Annotated in this window: 13 protein-coding genes and 2 rRNA genes; 9 read left to right on the top strand and 6 right to left on the bottom strand. The window is 69.3% G+C overall.

Annotated elements, in window-relative coordinates; genetic code table 11:
* Together ACFV8T_RS02480 and rrf are read left to right on the top strand one after the other, a co-directional pair.
* Positions 1-73: ribosomal RNA gene (locus ACFV8T_RS02480) — 23S ribosomal RNA — on the top strand; the annotation flags it as partial.
* A gap of 77 nt (positions 74-150) precedes the next feature.
* Positions 151-267, top strand: a 5S ribosomal RNA gene (gene rrf, locus ACFV8T_RS02485).
* Between the two features lie 111 nt (positions 268-378).
* Here the strand turns inward: rrf and ACFV8T_RS02490 are convergent.
* Genes ACFV8T_RS02490 through ACFV8T_RS02510 form a run of 5 tightly spaced genes read right to left on the bottom strand, consistent with a single transcriptional unit; the run spans position 379 to position 5,802 of the window.
* Entirely contained in the window at positions 379-1,689 is a 1,311-nt protein-coding gene (locus tag ACFV8T_RS02490) for a DUF58 domain-containing protein (RefSeq protein WP_385324724.1), read from the bottom strand.
* Positions 1,690-1,699: 10 nt separating this feature from the next.
* Positions 1,700-2,701: an AAA family ATPase gene (locus tag ACFV8T_RS02495; RefSeq protein WP_385323652.1), complete on the bottom strand. Its 1,002-nt coding sequence runs from the start codon at positions 2,699-2,701 to the stop codon at positions 1,700-1,702.
* Complete coding sequence (locus ACFV8T_RS02500) at positions 2,698-3,909, bottom strand: DUF4350 domain-containing protein (protein WP_385323654.1); 1,212 nt, start codon at positions 3,907-3,909, stop codon at positions 2,698-2,700. The genes ACFV8T_RS02495 and ACFV8T_RS02500 overlap by 4 nt, the downstream gene beginning before the upstream one ends.
* On the bottom strand, positions 3,906-4,595 hold the full coding sequence (locus ACFV8T_RS02505; protein ID WP_385323657.1) for a DUF4129 domain-containing protein: 690 nt from the start codon (positions 4,593-4,595) through the stop codon (positions 3,906-3,908). The genes ACFV8T_RS02500 and ACFV8T_RS02505 overlap by 4 nt, the downstream gene beginning before the upstream one ends.
* Positions 4,596-4,599: 4 nt before the next feature.
* Positions 4,600-5,802, bottom strand: coding sequence for a hypothetical protein (locus ACFV8T_RS02510; RefSeq protein ID WP_385323660.1), 1,203 nt, complete (start codon positions 5,800-5,802; stop codon positions 4,600-4,602).
* Between the two features lie 140 nt (positions 5,803-5,942).
* Here ACFV8T_RS02510 and mtnA point away from each other — a divergent pair, with 140 nt between their 5' ends.
* From mtnA to ACFV8T_RS02545, 7 genes are all read left to right on the top strand, one after another.
* Entirely contained in the window at positions 5,943-7,091 is a 1,149-nt protein-coding gene (gene mtnA, locus ACFV8T_RS02515; RefSeq protein ID WP_385323662.1) for an S-methyl-5-thioribose-1-phosphate isomerase, read from the top strand.
* Positions 7,092-7,095: 4 nt separating this feature from the next.
* Positions 7,096-7,785, top strand: a complete 690-nt coding sequence (gene mtrA / locus ACFV8T_RS02520) for a two-component system response regulator MtrA (RefSeq protein ID WP_187438793.1) — start codon at positions 7,096-7,098, stop codon at positions 7,783-7,785.
* Between the two features lies 1 nt (position 7,786).
* On the top strand, positions 7,787-9,811 hold the full coding sequence (gene mtrB, locus ACFV8T_RS02525; protein ID WP_385323665.1) for an MtrAB system histidine kinase MtrB: 2,025 nt from the start codon (positions 7,787-7,789) through the stop codon (positions 9,809-9,811).
* A complete protein-coding gene (locus ACFV8T_RS02530) occupies positions 9,801-11,666 on the top strand; it encodes an LpqB family beta-propeller domain-containing protein (protein ID WP_385323667.1) in 1,866 nt (621 codons plus the stop codon). Before mtrB ends, ACFV8T_RS02530 begins: the two co-directional genes overlap by 11 nt.
* A gap of 70 nt (positions 11,667-11,736) precedes the next feature.
* Complete coding sequence (locus ACFV8T_RS02535) at positions 11,737-12,465, top strand: ComF family protein (RefSeq protein WP_385323669.1); 729 nt, start codon at positions 11,737-11,739, stop codon at positions 12,463-12,465.
* 321 nt (positions 12,466-12,786) lie between these two features.
* A complete protein-coding gene (gene hpf, locus ACFV8T_RS02540; protein ID WP_385323671.1) occupies positions 12,787-13,476 on the top strand; it encodes a ribosome hibernation-promoting factor, HPF/YfiA family in 690 nt (229 codons plus the stop codon).
* Between the two features lie 183 nt (positions 13,477-13,659).
* Complete coding sequence (locus ACFV8T_RS02545) at positions 13,660-14,409, top strand: response regulator (protein ID WP_385323673.1); 750 nt, start codon at positions 13,660-13,662, stop codon at positions 14,407-14,409.
* A gap of 126 nt (positions 14,410-14,535) precedes the next feature.
* Here ACFV8T_RS02545 and ACFV8T_RS02550 read toward each other — a convergent pair whose 3' ends face one another.
* The gene (locus ACFV8T_RS02550; RefSeq protein WP_385323676.1) at positions 14,536-15,711 is read right to left on the bottom strand and encodes a winged helix-turn-helix domain-containing protein; all 1,176 of its coding nucleotides are present in this window, start codon (positions 15,709-15,711) and stop codon (positions 14,536-14,538) included.
* Positions 15,712-15,768: the final 57 nt, after the last annotated feature.

The raw sequence follows: 15,768 nt of genomic DNA on the forward strand, positions 1-15,768 counted from the left end.
GTTGATAGGCCAGATGTGGAAGCCCGGTAACGGGTGGAGCTGACTGGTACTAATAGGCCGAGGGCTTGTCCTCAGTTGCTCGCGTCCACTGTGTTAGTTCTGAAATAACGAACGGCCGTGTTTTTCCGGTGTTGGTTAATTTCATAGTGTTTCGGTGGTCATTGCGTTAGGGAAACGCCCGGTTACATTCCGAACCCGGAAGCTAAGCCTTTCAGCGCCGATGGTACTGCAGGGGGGACCCTGTGGGAGAGTAGGACGCCGCCGAACTCCTTTTACGGGAAAGCCCCGTGCCCTTGTGGCACGGGGCTTTTCTGCGTTTACGGCCGGCTCGGAAGCCCCTTTCCTTGCGGATGGCTTGGTTCGTGGCGGCGGGATGAGTCAGAGCCGACCCGCTCCCTTGAGGGCGAGGTAGGCATCGGCGAGAGCAGGGGCGAGGTTGTCAGGAGTGGCGTCGACAACCACCGCGCCGTGCCGTTGGAGCTGTTCTGCGGTGCGGAGTCGCCTTGCTTGGGCCTGTGCGCCCGCGGCAGCTTCGTAGATTGCGTCCACTGTGCCTCTTGCGCCCGCCATCTGCTCGACGTGCGGGTCCGCCACGGAAGCCACCAGCACGGTATGGCGCTGGGTCAGACGACGGAGTACAGGGAGCAGACCTTCTTCCACGGGGGCTGCGTCCAGACCGGTGAGAAGCACGATCAGGGAGCGACGAGGCGCGCCGGCGAGCACGGCAGCGACGAGACCTCGGGCATCTGTTTCCATGAGGGCCGGCTCGATGGGCGCCAGCGCGTTCACCATGGCCGACAGGACCTCTCCCGCGGACCGGCCCTGCACCTGTGCGCGGACGCGACGGTCGTAGGCCAGTAGATCCACGCGGTCCCCCGCACGAGTGGCAAGTGCCGTGAGTAGCAGGGCCGCGTCCAGAGAGGCGTCGAGACGGGGCACGTCCCCGACACGCCCTGCCGAGGTACGGCCGGTGTCCAGGACGACGAGGATGTGACGGTCCCGCTCGGGGCGCCATGTGCGCACTGCGACGGCGGACTGACGTGCAGTGGCCCGCCAGTCGATGGAGCGGGTGTCGTCGCCGGGCACGTACGCACGCAGGCTGTCGAACTCCGTGCCTTCGCCACGGGTGAGGACACTGGTGCGGCCGTCGAGTTCGCGGAGTCTGGCGAGGCGGGACGGCAGGTGCTTCCGGCTGGTGAAGGGAGGCAGGACCCGCACTGTCCATGGGACCTGGTGATTCCCTTGTCGGGCGGCAAGCCCCAGAGGTCCGAACGAGCGGACGGTGATGCGCTCGGCTCGGCGGTCACCCCGCCGTGTCGGTCTCAGGACGGTGGTCAGCCGACGGCGTTCGCCTGCCGGGACCGCAAGTGTGTGTCGCGAGGAAGTCTGTTCCGTACCGGTGGGCCAGCTGCTGGGTGGCCAGGCGTCACGAAGGTGTGCCCGCAGTCTGCGACGGGAAGGATTGGTTACGGTGAGTTGCACTTCGGCGGTTTCGCCAAGTCGAACGCTTGTGTCACCGGATCGGGTGAACTGAAGCGTTCGCACTGGTGCAGCCAGGGCATAGTCGCAGAGAATTGCCAAAGAGAGCGGTGCGTTGACTGCCAGCATTCCGGTCCAGCTGGGGTCCAGGATGCCTACAGGGAGTGACCCCAGGGCGGCCAGCAAGGCGGTACGTCCGGTGAGGGCCACGGTCACCGCCTCATCGGGGTACGGGGACGTGGGCGAGGACGGCTGTGATGACGGAGTCGGGGGTGACACCCTCCATCTCCGCCTCGGGCCGCAGTTGGATGCGATGGCGAAGTGTGGGGAGTGCCAGGGCCTTCACGTCATCCGGAATGACGTAGTCGCGGCCGGTGAGCCAGGCCCAGGCGCGGGCGGTCGACAGCAGGGCGGTGGCGCCTCGGGGAGAGGCGCCGAGGGATAGCGAGGGGGATTCACGCGTGGCACGACAGATATCGACGACGTAACCGGCGATCTCGGGAGAGACCTTGGTCCGGGCGACCGCGTTGCGGGCGGCTTCCAGGTCGGCGGGGCCGGCGACGGGGCGTATGCCGGCTGACTTGAGGTCACGTGGATTGAAGCCGTCGGAATGACGGGTGAGGACGCTGATCTCCTCTTCCCGCGAGGGCAGGGGCACCGTCAGTTTCAGGAGAAACCGATCCAGTTGGGCCTCGGGGAGAGGGTAGGTGCCCTCGTATTCGACGGGATTCTGCGTGGCGGCCACGAGGAAGGGGTCGGGCAGCGACCGGGGGGTTCCGTCGACGGTGACCTGGCGCTCTTCCATGGCTTCCAGGAGGGAGGACTGCGTCTTGGGAGGGGTGCGGTTGATCTCGTCGGCGAGAAGCAGATTGGTGAAGACAGGGCCGGGCTGGAAGGAGAACTCGGCTGTGCGGGCGTCGTAGACCAGCGAGCCGGTGACATCGCTGGGCATCAGATCGGGGGTGAACTGAACGCGCTTGGTGTCGAGTTCGAGTGAGGCGGCGAGAGCCCGGACCAGGAGGGTCTTGGCCACTCCGGGGACGCCTTCGAGGAGGACGTGGCCACGGCAGAGCAGAGCGACGACGAGTCCGGTGACGGTCGGGTCCTGGCCGACCACGGCCTTGGCGATCTCTGAGCGCAGCGCTTCCAGGGATGCGCGGGCTGTGTCGCCGTTCCCGAAGGGCTCGGTGGTCTCGGCGGGCACTGGGGGCGGGGCGCTCATGGCGTGCGTACCTCTCTTTCGAGGGTGTCGAGTTGGTCTGCCAGGTGGACGAGAGCGGCGTCGTCGGACGGGGCGGGTCCGAAGAGCAGGGTTTGGAGGCTGTCGTCAGTGCTGCTCAGGCGGGCGGAAACGGCAGGAACAAGTGTTGAGGGGGAGTGGGCGTCGCGTGGGGAGACGCCGATGAGTGGGGCGATGCGGGTGCGGGTGGCGGAACGCAGCGAGTCGGCGGCCCGGTCGCGAGCGTTCGTCTTGCGATAGAGGCGGGCCCGGCCCTCGGTGGATTCGGAGGCCCGGATGGCCACGGGCAGTCGCTCGGACACCAGGGGGCCCAGACGACGGGCACGCCAGACGGCGGCGAGCACAGCGGCCAGTGCGAGTTGCAGCGTGCCCCACAACCAGCCCCGGGGGACCAGGTCGGCGAAGCTGCGGCTGTCAGGGGCGTCGTCACCACCGGTGCCCCCGTTCTCGGTGGCACCGGATGAATCAGCGAGCGAGGGGAGGTACCAGATCAGATGCGGGCGGGAACCGAGAAGTTGCAGCGCCAGGGATGCGTTTCCCTGGTTGGCGAGCCTGTCGTTGAGGAGAAGGTCGGGGGAACCGAGGAGCACGGTGTCGCCCGCGCCCTGTTCGACCAGGAGCACGGTGGGAAGGCCGCCGCTCGGGAAGCAGCCGATGGTGCCGGGTCCGTCCGAGGCGTAGCGGAAGCCTCCCGTTTCGATGTCGCCGGCGCTGCGGGCGGCGGGCAGGGAGCATGCGGGGGCGCGGGGGGCTACGGGGCCGGCGGACTCCGCCGTGACACCTGGGACCAGCGTGCGCACGGAGGGCGGGCCGGCCGCGAGGAGGACCGTGCGACCGGCCGAGTTCTCGGTCGCGGCACGGAGTTCGCTCTGCTGGCGCGGTGCCAGCAGATTGGGGGAGGCGACGAGCAACGTGGTGTCGGGGCCGACCTTGGCGGTGGCGTCGTCGAGCGTGGTGACCACGTGAACGGAGACGCCGCGTTCCTCAAGGAGTTCGGCGACGGCCCGGCTGCCGTAGCGGTCGGCGGAGCGAGGGTCGAGGCGGCCGTGCTGGTCACCGGAGCGGACGGTTGCCAGAGCGATACCGGAGGCGACGAGTACGAGGAGGGCGAGGAGCAGACCGCGGATGCGGACCCAGATCTGGTGAGGGGTGAGGGCCGCCGAGGTGGAGACAGCGGTGACCCCGGTCATTCGACTGCCCCCTGGGCCGCGGTTGTCAGGAGAGGCTTGGCGGTTTCGAGATCGAGGTCCAGAGCTCGTACGGCCAGATATGCCTGCTGGTCGACGGTACGGCCGCCGTATGTGACGTCGTCGAATTCTCGGGCGGCAGCGTGGAGTCGCGTCGCGTGTGCGGGCAGCGGGCGGCCTGCTTCGGCGGCGGCCTCGTCGGCGGTGCGCCCGGGGCGGGGGTCGAGCAGGGCGCGCTCCTCCAGGGAGCGGACGATGGCGCGCATCCGTTCCTGGACCGCCTCGTTCCAGCGTCGGGCGGCGGCGTGGGCCTCGGCGGCCTTCCGGTGTTCGGCCGCGCTGCGGGGGCTGTCGTCGAAAAGGGCGTCCGAGGAGCGCACGGTGCGGCTCGGAGTGCCCAGCCGCCACCAGAGTGCGGCGACCAGGCCTGTGACGACCAGTACGAGCACGACAAGACCGACCGGGCCGCCGGGCGCGGCGCTGGAGGCGGTGCCCAGGAGATCGCCGATCCAGCCCCAGAGCTTGTCGAGGCCCTGCTGGAGGAGGTTGGGATCGTTCTCGTGGTACATCGGTTTGGACAGTTCGTGCTTCGCGGCCTCGCGGGCGGGGACACGTGGAGTGTCCACGGGTATGTCGCCGCTCGAGTGGATCAGTAGCCGTACTGCTGTGGTGCCCCCCGCCCCCGACACGGCATCAGCTCCTGGTGTCGTATCCGGGCAGGCCCGCTGCGCGGGCGAGTTCGAGGTCGAGTGCCTCGCGGCGGATGCGCTGATCGATGTAGAGCAGTGCCATCACGCCGGCGGAGAGCGGGTACGTGATCGTCGTGACGATCACCTGGCCGATGCCGGAGACGATCAGGAACGGCCAGCCGAAGTCTGTGGAGCTGTTCGTGAGGGCGGAGCCGATTCCGTCGCCGTCCACGGCCATCGCGATGACGCCGAACGGAATGGCGATGACCACGGCCACGATGAGCGTCAGCAGCCCGGTCAGCGCCAGGATGCCGAAGGTTCGCCACCAGGCACCCCTGACGAGCTTCGCGGAACGGCGCATGGAGGTGATGATCGACTGCCGCTCCAGCATCAGGGCCGGCGAGGCGAGGCAGAAGCGGACCATCAGCCAGATGACGACGGCGAACGCGGCCGTGAATCCGATGAGGACGAGTCCGGCACCCGCGGCCGATCCGGTGAGCATGCCCGGGAGCAGGCCGACCGCCATGATGGCGGCGCTGATCAGGGCCACCAGCAGGGTCAGGCCCAGCAGTTGGGGAAGCCGGGGCCGGGCCTCGGTCCAGGCGTCGGAGAGCGTCACGGGGCGGCCCAGCACCGAGCGGCTGATCACCACGGTCAGCACAGATGTCGTGATCAGCGTGGCGATCATGGTGATGAGCATGGACGGCACGCTGTTGAACACTGTCGACTGGGCAGAGTCGGCGGCCTGCCGCAGCGCTTCCGTGCCGGTGGCGTTCGGATCGATCTGCGTAGGTTCCGGCAGCAGGAAACGTTCCACGAGGATGATCGCGATCTGGGCGATCACGGACACGGTGAGTGTGATGCCGAGGACCGTGCGCCAATGGGCGCGCATCGTGGAGACCGCACCGTCGAGGATCTCGCCGACGCCGAGAGGCCGGAGCGGGATGACACCGGGCTTGGCCGCGAAGGGCGGCTGCCCCCAGCCGGGGCCCTGCGGTCCGCCGCCCCAGCCCGCGGCGGAGGGCCGTGCGCCAGGACCTGTGCCGGGAATGCTCGGTGGGGACCACTGCTCTGGGGGCGGCTGCGTGGGAGACCAGTTCCCTGCCGGGCCGCTGCCGTCGACGGGCTCGGAGGGCCGGGGGACATCGGCGCCCTGACCCTCGGAGGGGGCAGATCCGGGCGAGGCCCAGCCCGGAGTGTCGTTCATTCTCGCTCCTTCATGGTCCTGTCCGCTCATCGGGGCGGCAGGTTGGCAGCCATCGTGCCACGCGCTGCTCCGGTATGGGCCGGGCGCTCGATCTCCTTCGTACCTTCATTTGTGGGTGGCTCACCGGGCAGACTGGGCAGATGGCTGATCAGGACGCGCAACCGCCGGTGGGCATCGAGCCCCCCGCGCTTCCCGTACTTCGCTGGGCCGAGCCTCCGGAAGGTCCCGCACTGGTGCTCCTCGACCAGACGCGGCTGCCGACGGAGGAAGCCGCGCTGGTGTGCACCGATGTGCCTGCTCTGGTGCGGGCGATCCGGACGCTGGCGGTGCGTGGTGCCCCGCTGCTGGGGATCGCGGGGGCCTATGGGGTGGCTCTCGCGGCCGTGCGGGGAGACGACGTGGCGGTGGCCGCGGAGCTGCTGGAGCGGGCGCGGCCCACCGCGGTGAATCTCGGATACGGGGTGCGGCGGGCCGTCGGGGCATATCGGGAGGCCGTCGGGAAGGGGGCGGATCCGGAGCGGGCCGCGGCCGTGGCGCTGGCCGAGGCCAGGGCGCTGCACCGGGAGGACGCCGAGGCCAGTGGGCGCATGGCTCGGCACGGCCTTGCCCTGCTGGACGAGCTGCTGCCAGCAGGCGGTGGGCACCGCCTGCTGACGCACTGCAATACGGGGGCCCTGGTCTCCGGTGGTGAGGGCACTGCCTTCGCGGTGGCGCTCGGGGCGCACCGGGAGGGGCGGCTGCGGCGGCTGTGGGTGGACGAGACGCGTCCGCTGTTGCAGGGGGCCAGGCTGACGGCGTACGAGGCGGCGCGCAACGGCATGCCGTACAGCCTGCTCACGGACAACGCTGCAGGTTCGTTGTTCGCTGCGGGGGAGGTGGATGCCGTGCTCATCGGGGCGGACCGCATCGCCGCCGACGGGGCGGTGGCGAACAAGGTGGGGAGCTATCCGCTGGCGGTGCTCGCGAAGTACCACCACATACCGTTCATCGTGGTCGCGCCGACGACGACCGTGGATCTGGACACCGCGGACGGAGCGTCGATCATCGTTGAGCAGCGACCGGCGATCGAAGTGACGGAGCTCACATTGCTGCGGGTCGGCGTGGCGGGCGCGGATGCCGGTGGACTGCTCGTGGCACCGGTGGGAACCCCCGCGTACAACCCCGCGTTCGATGTCACGCCGCCGGAGTTGGTCACCGCGATCGTCACGGAGGAGGGTGCAATTTCCCCGGTCACGGGGGTCGGACTGGCAGAGCTGTGTGCCAGATCATCGCAGGTAACGATTAGCTAATGGGATGATGTCGATTATGAAGGGACGCGTCCTTGTCGTCGACGACGACACCGCACTGGCCGAGATGCTCGGGATTGTGCTGCGTGGTGAAGGGTTCGAGCCGTCGTTCGTAGCGGACGGCGACAAGGCACTTGCCGCATTTCGTGAGGCCAAGCCGGACCTGGTCCTGCTGGATCTCATGCTGCCCGGTAGGGACGGCATCGAGGTCTGCAGGTTGATCAGGGCCGAGTCCGGTGTGCCGATCGTCATGCTCACTGCCAAGAGCGACACGGTTGACGTGGTGGTGGGTCTGGAGTCCGGGGCCGACGACTACATCGTCAAGCCGTTCAAACCTAAGGAGTTGGTTGCCCGGATCAGGGCACGTCTGCGGAGGTCCGAGGAACCGGCGCCGGAGCAGCTGGCCATCGGGGACCTGGTCATCGATGTGGCCGGTCACTCGGTGAAGCGGGAGGGGCAGTCGATCGCCCTCACCCCGCTGGAGTTCGACCTGCTGGTCGCGCTCGCCCGTAAGCCGTGGCAGGTCTTCACCCGTGAGGTGCTGCTCGAGCAGGTGTGGGGATACCGCCACGCCGCCGACACCCGGCTGGTGAATGTGCATGTCCAGCGGCTGCGTTCCAAGGTGGAGAAGGACCCGGAGCGCCCGGAGATCGTGGTGACCGTCCGAGGGGTCGGTTACAAGGCCGGACCGAGCTGAGATGCCCCCGAGTAGCGCTGCTCCGCAGCCCGGGGAGCCGGGAGCCCGTGCGGAGCGGGCTGCCGGTCCAGGACACAAGGCGTTCCAGATGGGGCGCCTCCTGCAGGGCGGCCGGTTGTTCCACGACCGGGCGCCCGGCGGTCCTGTGCCGCGATTGCTGATGCGTTGGGTGCGGCGTCCGCTGTTGCCCGCCGTACGGCTCTGGCGGCGCAACCTCCAGCTGCGGGTCGTCGCGGGCACGCTGCTCATGTCGCTCGGTGTGGTGCTGCTCCTCGGGCTGGTGGTGATCGGGCAGGTGCGCAACGGCCTGCTCGACGCCAAGGGCAAGGCTGCTCAGACGCAGGCGGCCGGCGGTTTCGCCGCAGCCCAGGAGAAGGCGAACGCCCCGCTCACCCCCGGTGGCCAGGGCGGCGACACGACGGACGGCACCACTGCCAACAACTCCTGGCGGACCGAGCTCGTCGACCAGCTCGCCAGCGGCGGAAAGAACGCCTTCAACGTGGTGGCGCTCAGTGCCGACGAGGGGACCCGTGCCCCGCGCGGCTCGGGCAGCGTGGAGGCGGTGAGCATTCCGCAGAGCCTGCGGGACGCCGTGAACAAGGGGCCCGGGGCGTACCAGACGTACTCCGAGATCCAGTACGCGAACGGGCAGCAGCCGCAGCCCGGACTCGTCGTGGGCAAGCGGCTCTACGACATCGACCACAACCCGTACCAGCTCTATTACCTCTTCCCGCTGACGCAGGAGGAGAAGTCGCTGACGCTGATCAAGGGCACGCTGGCGACCGCGGGACTCTTCGTTGTCGTGCTGCTCGGGGCCATCGCCTGGTTCGTGGTGCGGCAGGTCGTCACGCCGGTACGCATGGCGGCCGGTATCGCCGAGCGGCTTTCCGCCGGCAGGCTCCAGGAACGGATGAAGGTCACCGGCGAGGACGACATCGCCCGGCTCGGTGAGGCCTTCAACAAGATGGCGCAGAACCTGCAGCTGAAGATCCAGCAGCTGGAGGAGCTCTCCCGGATGCAGCGGCGCTTCGTCTCCGATGTCTCCCACGAGCTGAGGACACCGCTGACGACCGTGCGGATGGCCGCCGATGTCATCCATGAGGCCCGCATCGACTTCGATCCGGTGACGGCCCGCTCCGCGGAGCTGCTCGGGGACCAGCTCGACCGGTTCGAGTCGCTGCTCTCCGATCTGCTGGAGATCAGCCGGTTCGACGCGGGCGCCGCGGCGCTGGAGGCGGAGCCGATAGATCTGCGGCAGGTCGTACGGCGGGTGATCGGCGGGGCCGAGCCGCTGGCCGAGCGCAAGGGCACCCGGATCCGGGTGGTCGGCGACGAGCAGCCGGTGATCGCGGAGGCCGACGCACGGCGCGTCGAGCGCGTGCTGCGCAACCTTGTGGTCAACGCCGTCGAACACGGTGAGGGCCGCGACGTCGTGGTGCGGATGGGGGTGGCCGGAGGCGCGGTCGCCGTGGCCGTCCGGGACTACGGAGTGGGGCTCAAGCCGGGCGAGGCGACGCGGGTGTTCAACCGGTTCTGGCGGGCGGACCCGGCCCGCGCGCGGACGACCGGTGGTACCGGTCTCGGGCTTTCCATCGCGGTGGAGGACGCCCGGCTGCACGGCGGGTGGCTGCAGGCATGGGGCGAGCCCGGCGGCGGTTCGCAGTTCCGTCTGACTCTGCCGCGCACGGCGGACGAGCCGCTGCGCGGATCACCGATACCGCTGGAGCCCGAGGACTCCCGTAGCAACCGGGAGAACCGTGAGCGGGCCGCGACCGCACCGAAGACCGGGAGCGAGCACCGGCTGACGGCTGTGCCGGCCCAGCCCGGCGGCAATGACAGGTCCGCACTGCCCGTGCCGTCCCGCACGCCTGCGGCTCCACGGACGGCGCCGGCCTCGGTGCATCCGGCAGCCCTGCCGGGGAGCGGCGCACGGGTGGTCGCGCGCCATGCCGAGGACCGGTCGGGCGGCGAATTCGACACTGCGGTGCAGGACCCGGAGCGGGGGGACGCGAATCGTGGGCACTGACCGTCGCAGGGACGGCCATGGACGCGTGCTGGGACTGTTCGCGCTGCTCGGATGCGGTGTGGTGCTGCTGTCCGCGTGCGGCTCGATGCCCGTCGCCGGGGATGTCAAGGCCGTCGACGCCTCGCAGCCCGGCGACTCCCAGGTGCAGGTGTACGCCGTCGCGCCGCGTGACAACGCCACCCCCAACGAGGTGGTCGACGGCTTCCTGGAGTCCATGACCAGTGATGACCCGCGCTTCAGGACGACCCGTCAGTACCTGACGAAGAAGGCGGCCGAGACATGGAAGCCGAACGCGTTCACCACCGTGCTCACCAACGCGCCGAACAGGAACGACCGGCCGCTGCGCGACAGCGACCGCAACATCACCGAGGTCACCTACACCCTGACCGGTGAGAAGGTGGCGACGGTCGACGCCGAGAGCGCCTATCAGCCGCTCGCGCCCACCGACTACAACCAGACCCTGCATCTGGTGAAGGAGAACGGGCCCGACGGCAAGGAGTGGCGGATCGACCTCGTGCCGGACGGTCTTCTGCTCGGGCAGTCGGACTTCAAGCGTCTCTACCGCTCCGTCAACAAGTACTACTTCGCGACGGGACGGCCAGAGGTGCAGTCGACCCTGGTCGCCGACCCCGTCTATCTCCGCAGCCGGACGGATCCCGTCACGGGGATGGACACCGTGACACAGTCCGTCCGCAGTCTCCTCGCGGGGCCGACCAACTGGCTGCGGCCGGTGGTCGCATCCCGGTTCCCTCGCGGTACGGCGCTGAAGAAAGGCGTCACCTCGCTGGCACCCGACGACCGCAACGTACTGAAGGTCCCGCTCGACAAGAAGGCGGACGGTGTCGGGCAGCGTTCCTGTCGCATGATGGCCTCGCAGATCCTCTACACCCTGAGGGATCTGACGTCCGCACGGGTCGAGCAGGTCGAGCTGCAGCGCTCCGACGGCTCCCCGTTGTGCCTGCTCGGGGCGGATCAGGCGGAGGAGTTCGCCCCTGACGGTTCGTCGAGCGGTCCGGACAGCCAGTACTTCGTCGATGCCAAGGGGCATGTGGAACGAATTCCCGGCAGCACCAAGGGCAGTGGAACCCCGGAGACGGTGGCCGGTCCGCTCGGTGACGGGCCGGTGCGGATGGGCGCGGTCGGTGTGGCCAGGGACGAGCAGTCGGCGGCGGCGGTCTCGCACGACGGGGCGTCTCTCTATGTGTCGTCCATCGTCTCGGACGGTGAGCTTCCCCCGGCCTCGGTGACCAGCGGTGCCCACGACGCGAAGCACCGTCTGTCGACCCCGAGCTGGGACGGGCGGGGTGACCTGTGGGTGGCCGACCGGGATCTCGACAAGCCCAGACTGCTGCGGCTGGCCGGTGGTACCGGCAAGCCCCAGGAGGTCGCCGTGCCCGACCTGGGCGGCGGGCGGATCGAGGCGTTGCGCATGTCCGCGGACGGAGTGCGGATCGCCCTGCTGGTGACCCAGGACGGCCGCAACACGCTGAAGATCGGCCGGATCGAGCGGCGCGGGCCGGCATCGGAGCAGCAGGTGTCGGTGGTGGAGCTGCGTCAGGCCGCGCCGCAGCTGACGGATGTGACTGCGATGTCGTGGTCGGGCCGCAGCCGCCTCGTGGTGGTCGGCAAGGAGCAGGGCGGCGTGCAGCAGGTGCGCTACGTGCAGGCGGACGGTTCGACGTCCGCATCGGGTGTGCTGCCGGGTGTGAACCAGGTGTCGTCGGTCGCGGCGGCGGACGACGAGCAGCTTCCGCTGATGGCTGCCACGTCCAGCGACGGGATCGTGAAGCTGTCGCCCGGTGACAACTGGCAGACGGTGGTCAAGGAAGGCTCGTCGCTGGTCTACCCGGGCTGAGAATCGCAGGGCCCGTTCCGCGTTTTCCACAGGGGTGGCCCGCTCGCTCCGGGAAGAGCACAGTGGAGTCATGAGGGGGTGGTGGCGGGAGATCTCCGGCCTGGTGCTGCCGGTGTCCTGCGGTGGCTGCGGCAGGCCGCGCGTGGAGCTGTGCGAGGAATGCGGTGCGGAGCTCCACGGCGGGGTGCCGCGCCGGGTGAGGCCCGTCCCGGAACCTGTGGGCCTGCCGGTGGTGCACGCGGCCGCCGCGTACGAGAACGCGGTACGTGCCGTGCTGCTGGCCCATAAGGAACGGGGTGAGCTGGGGCTGGCCGGAGCGCTCGGCAAGGCTCTGGCGGGGGCCGTACGGGCCGGGACGGGGCAAGTGGGTGTTGTCGGCCCGCTGCTGCTCGTGCCCGTGCCGTCGGCGCGGTGTGCGGTGGCGGCGCGAGGCCATGATCCGACGCGCCGGATCGCGCTGGCCGCGGCAGGCGAGCTGAGACGCGGCGGCACCCGGGCCCAGGTGGTCGCGGTGCTTCGGCAGCGACGCGCGGTGGCCGACCAGGCGGGGCTGGGCGCCCGTCAGCGGCAGGTGAATCTGGCGGGGGCGCTGGAGGTCGTGGCCGGGGGCGAGCGACTGCTTGCGGCCGGACGGGTGGTGCTGGTGGACGACCTCCTGACGACAGGAGCCTCGCTCACCGAGGCGGCTCGGGCGGTGGGGGCGGCGTGCGGGCACGAGGGTGCTGCCCCCGGCAGCGGGCAGGCGGCCGTTGTCGCAGTATCTCCGTCGGCCTTCGAAATAAACCGGAACTGTCAATGAACCTGCATCGTTGCAGGTAATGAGTAGGGAAAACAGCCCGATCGGAGGTACGTGCGAGTAGCGGGTGCCGACATCCGGCCAGGCAGGCTATGTTCGGTTGTGAGGAATGGTGAATGCCGGACCTCGATGAATGCACCGCCAGGTTTCGGGCAGGCAACACACCGGTAGTCCAGAAGCTGGAATTCGGTGGGGTGGAGTCCTCACCGATGGGGGAGGAGGAGGTGGAAGTCACCGAGTCCGCGGCTCCGGTTGTCACCGGGGCCTGGTGCAAAAGGGAGATGCTCCGCCCCTGAGCGGAGCGATCCGGGAACGGAGTTCTGCGTGGACATCGTCGTCAAGGGCCGCAAGACCGAGGTGCCCGAGCGGTTCCGCAAGCACGTGGCCGAGAAACTGAAGCTGGACAAGATCCAGAAGTTCGACGGCAAGGTGATCAGCCTCGACGTCGAGGTGTCCAAGGAGCCGAACCCCCGTCAGGCCGACCGTTCCGACCGGGTGGAGATCACGCTCCGCTCGCGTGGTCCGGTCATCCGGGCGGAAGCGGCCGCAGGCGACCCGTACGCAGCGCTGGACCTGGCCACCGGCAAGCTGGAGGCGCGGCTGCGCAAGCAGCACGACAAGCGCTACAGCCGCCGTGGCAATGGCCGGATTCCCGCTGCCGAGGTCGCCGAGACCGTGCCGGGTGCGGCGTCGTTCAACGGCGAGGGCGACCTGATCGCCAATGAGTCGACCGAGTCCGTGCCCACTACCAGGTTCGGCTCGCTGGAGATTCAGGGCGAGGGTCCGCTGGTGATGCGCGAGAAGACGCATGTCGCCGCACCGATGGCGCTCGACCAGGCGCTCTACGAGATGGAACTGGTCGGGCACGACTTCTATCTGTTCGTCGACTCCGAGACCAAGGAACCCAGTGTCGTCTACCGACGGCATGCCTATGACTACGGTGTCATCCACCTGAGGACCGACCCGCTGGCCGCCGACGAGGCGGGCGGCGCGGGCGGTGCGCTCGGCGGCTGACGCCACCCTTCCGCGGTGCCCCTGGAGTGCCTGTGCGCCCCCAGGGGCACCCGCGTGAGACCACACGATCACCGTTCTGACGTCCAGGCATGGAATCATGGCGTCCCAAGCCAATCGGTGCTCTGTGAACTGCCGTTGGCGGACAGTGTGTACTTCAGGCCACGGCCTTCAGGGGGAGGAACGATGGCGGACACCTTCGGGCCCGTGTGTGATGCGAATGATGCCGACGACATCGCCGGTGCCGGCACCGGCGCGGACAGCGGTTTCCGCAAGGAGCCGATCAGGGTCCTTGTGGTGGACGACCACGCGCTCTTCCGCAGAGGCCTGGAGATCGTCCTCGCCCAGGAGGAGGACATCCAGGTCGTCGGCGAGGCGGGTGACGGGTCGGAGGCGGTCGACAAGGCCGCCGATCTGCTCCCCGACATCGTGCTGATGGACGTACGGATGCCCAAGCGCGGTGGCATCGAGGCCTGCACCTCCATCAAGGAGGTGGCCCCCAGTGCGAAGATCATCATGCTGACGATCAGCGACGAGGAGGCCGACCTCTACGACGCGATCAAGGCCGGAGCCACCGGTTATCTCCTCAAGGAGATCTCCACGGACGAGGTGGCCACGGCCATTCGTGCGGTCGCGGACGGGCAGTCCCAGATCAGCCCCTCCATGGCGTCCAAACTGCTCACCGAGTTCAAGTCGATGATCCAGCGGACCGACGAGCGCCGGCTGGTACCTGCGCCGCGGCTCACCGACCGGGAACTCGAAGTCCTCAAACTCGTTGCAACGGGCATGAACAATCGCGATATCGCGAAGGAACTGTTCATTTCCGAGAACACCGTGAAGAACCACGTCCGCAACATTCTGGAGAAGTTGCAGCTGCACTCCAGGATGGAAGCCGTGGTCTATGCCATGCGGGAGAAGATCCTGGAGATCAGGTGACCTGCCCGGAGACGCGCCGGACAGGGCAGGATGCGACAGGGCGGCGGGACAGCGGGACGGAAGAGCCTAACGCCGGGTAAAGGCCCGGTCCGGCAAAGGGGCGGGTGAGGGCAGGGGAATGCGGGCTCAGGCCAGGGCGCGGGCGATTTCCTGAGCGAGCGGTCCGCGCAGTTCCGGTGCGTCGACCCGCTCCAGCCGGACGTCCGTACAGCCGACCCAGGACGCGGCCTCCACCAGCGCCTCGGCCATCTGCACCACGGCCTTCCCGTTCGCCAACGACACCTGCCGGGCGACCAGCGTGCTGCCCTCGCGCGCCGGGTCGACGCGGCCCTGCAGCTTTCCGCCCGCCAGCAGCGGCATCGCGAAGTATCCGTGGACCCGCTTGGGCTTGGGGACGTAGGCCTCCAGGCGGTGGGTGAAACCGAAGATCCGCTCGGTGCGCGCCCGCTCCCAGACCAGTGAGTCGAACGGCGACAGCAGCGTCGTACGATGCCGCCCGCGCGGCTCCGAGGCCAGCGCCGCCGGGTCCGCCCAGGCCGGCTTCGCCCAGCCCCGCACCGTCACCGGAACCAGTCCGGAGTCCGCCACCACCGCGTCGAACTGCTCACCCTTCAGCCGGTGGTAGTCCGCGATGTCCGCCCGGGTGCCCACCCCCAGGGACTGTCCCGCGAGGGCGACCAGCCGGCGCAGGCACTCGGTGTCGTCCAGATCGTCGTGCAGCACGTCGTCGGGCAGGGCCCGTTCGGCGAGGTCGTACACCCGCTTCCAGCTGCGGCGCTCGGTGCACACCACCTCGCCGTACATCAGCGCGCGCTCGACGGCGACCTTCGACGCCGACCAGTCCCACCACTCCCCGCCGTTCTTCGCGCCGCCCAGCTCCGTCGCCGTCAGCGGGCCCTCGGCGCGCAGCTGCTTGATCACCGTCTCGTAGGCGCCGTCCGGCAGGTCGTGGTGCCAGTGCGGGCGCGAGCGGTAGGCGCGGCGGCGGAAGGCGAAGTGCGGCCACTCCTCGACCGGCAGGATGCAGGCCGCGTGCGACCAGTACTCGAAGGTACGGCCACCCGACCAGTACGCCTCCTCGACGGTGCGCCGGCCGACCGAGCCGAGGCGCGCGTACGGAATCAGTTCGTGTGATCGCGCGAGCACCGAGATCGTGTCGAGCTGTACGGCGCCGAGATGCCGCAGCACGCCCGGAACCCCGGACCGGCGGTCCGGGGCGCCGAGGAAGCCCTGGGCGCGCAGGGCGATCCTGCGCGCCTGGTCGGCGGAGAGTTCAACGGCGGGAGGCGGCACAGACGTCATGCCTCGCACCCTAGAGGCAGGCACTGACAGCCGGCCGAGGAGTCGTGGAGTCCATGG

It is taken from the genome of Streptomyces sp. NPDC059832, assembly GCF_042731715.1.
Classification (GTDB): Bacteria; Actinomycetota; Actinomycetes; order Streptomycetales; family Streptomycetaceae; genus Streptomyces.